Below are 2051 nucleotides of genomic sequence, written 5' to 3'. Positions count from 1 at the left end.
CTACAAGAATTCTGTGCCATTTATAAAATGTACTTCTCGGCACATTCTTTTGCTTACAAAATTCATATTTACTTACATTACTTTTTTTATATTCTTCTACTAGCTCTTTCCATTTTTCATTACTTATTCTTTTTTTCTTTTTTTCTAATAGCATCATTAGCCTCTATTTTTTTAGGCTTTTGTTCTACCACTTATTTTTATTCTTGCCTAGATGCCCTTATTTTAGCGCTTACAATGTAAATGCAATAATAACTCTGGATCACCACAGTAGAGCTAAACCTCTCCCTCGTGATGACTGTGGATGATATGGTATAACCCCTATCTTTCGTGATGACCAAGTATTTTATAGAATACCTCATTAGTGATGACTACGATAGATGCAGAGCTTGATGATGGTAAAAATTGCTATAAGTTTCTAATTTCTTATCTATAGCTGAGGTTATCTAAAACCTTTTGCTTAACCAAATAGCACACTTGCTAGCTCTTTTTATGCACATAGTAAGTATAGTATAGCCAGGAGAGTTAATTGCATCATTCTCTAACCCAATATCTTTATGCTCAGCTTCTTCTTTTTGAAATTGCTTAATCTTCTTCAATAGAGGTTTTTCTTTCTGATTTTTTTTCAATTTATCAATTTGCTCCTGATAATGCTCTTCTATCACTTCTTCAACTGCTACAGTACAAGCCATTGCAGTTTTAGCTCCAATTCTGGCAGTTATTGCGCCAAGAGCAAACCCTAGTTTATTCCATAGCGGCATTAAAACCGTGGGCCTAATGTCTCTTCTTATTAACTCATCATTAAAATAATCTAGATGTTTTAGTTCTTGCTCATACATATGCTTAACTAACTCTATATCCTTATCATCTTTTAGGTATTTAATCTGTCCTTCATAAATCCTTTTTGCACCAAATTCTCCAGCATGGTTAACTCTTATAGCTTGATTTATGAAATCCTTATTTGTTTTCATTTTTATTAGGTAAATTATTACTGTATTTTATTATTATAATGAAGAAAAATAAAGTATAAATAGCATTCCATAAACTCATTGAAATACCTAGAAATTCATAACTTACTTGATCACAAAGTACATAATCCTGATTGACAAGCATTTTTTTATAATCCTCAAAATTTTCTGCATTACTAAGATTATTAGTGCATTTACTATTAAATTTAAAAATTTTCTTTTCTACCCCATAATGAAATATGGCTATGAAAAACCCAATTATTAGTGAAATTTCTAATATTAAATTGATAATTTTAAAGCTTATATTTTTAAAAAAGGGACTAAAAGTTAATAATATAGTAATTACTATAATGAAATATGGAATTCTTTGATATAAACATAACCTACATGCTTTAACTTCAAAAAATAACTCAGAACTATAAACAACTAACAAAGGAACAATACTTAAAAGTAGAATAACTATCCTTTTATTTAATAATTTACTAATATAACTCACAATAATTAATTATATATATATAAATTTTTTTCTTTATAAATTTTATTATCACCAAAATCTCTAAAAACAAAAGAAAAATTCTTTTCATGAATTTCATTTTTAGACCAAATAAAAATTTTAAAATCGTTTTCTACTTCTGGCTCTAGGTCAATATAACAGCTATGTTCTAAGCAATTTTCTTCTATACCCTGAATTTTGATAACATAAGGCCTCAAATTTTCAATATAGATTTCAAGTCTTTTTCTTTTTAAAGATTTATTTTGGATTTTTAAAGTAAACGCTAAAATATCCCCATCTTGACAAGTATTATACGCCTTTCTTTGGGTTTCTTAAGTTTTTTGATAATTCTAAAAAAAATTTAATTTGATGATATTTTTTTATCAATATTATATGGAAGTAAATTTACTAACTCTTTTGGATCAGAATAATCATGAATATGATTCAGCAAATATTTTAAATAATCATAAGGATTAATCTTATTTACTTTGCAAGTTTCAATAATACTATAAATATTTGCACTAGCTTTAGCACCCTTAGTTGTTGCACAGAACATCCAATTTTTTCTGCCAACTGCAAATGGTTTTATACTA

At 27.2% G+C, this 2051-nt stretch carries 5 protein-coding genes; all 5 read right to left on the bottom strand.

All coding sequences use genetic code 11. The features are described 5' to 3' along the window. Positions 1-154 (bottom strand): IS66 family insertion sequence element accessory protein TnpA (gene tnpA, locus EIC27_RS08520; RefSeq protein WP_410519450.1); only part of this gene is annotated, 154 nt, incomplete at its 3' end. Positions 155-443: 289 nt separating this feature from the next. Then, positions 444-968, bottom strand: coding sequence for a demethoxyubiquinone hydroxylase family protein (locus tag EIC27_RS06715; protein WP_126045277.1), 525 nt, complete (start codon positions 966-968; stop codon positions 444-446). Next, on the bottom strand, positions 955-1461 hold the full coding sequence (locus tag EIC27_RS06710) for a disulfide bond formation protein B (RefSeq protein WP_162298367.1): 507 nt from the start codon (positions 1459-1461) through the stop codon (positions 955-957). Before EIC27_RS06710 ends, EIC27_RS06715 begins: the two co-directional genes overlap by 14 nt. A 5-nt stretch (positions 1462-1466) precedes the next feature. Further along, positions 1467-1676, bottom strand: coding sequence for a hypothetical protein (locus EIC27_RS07400; protein ID WP_153183783.1), 210 nt, complete (start codon positions 1674-1676; stop codon positions 1467-1469). Positions 1677-1819: 143 nt separating this feature from the next. Beyond that, a partial coding sequence (locus EIC27_RS08515; RefSeq protein WP_205702331.1) for a transposase domain-containing protein occupies positions 1820-2051 on the bottom strand: 232 nt, incomplete at its 5' end.

It is taken from the genome of Candidatus Aquarickettsia rohweri (genome assembly GCF_003953955.1).
Classification (GTDB): Bacteria; Pseudomonadota; Alphaproteobacteria; order Rickettsiales; family Midichloriaceae; genus Aquirickettsia; species Aquirickettsia rohweri.
Note: the sequence above shows the minus strand (reverse complement) of the source record. Positions and strands in the feature narration are given on the sequence as shown.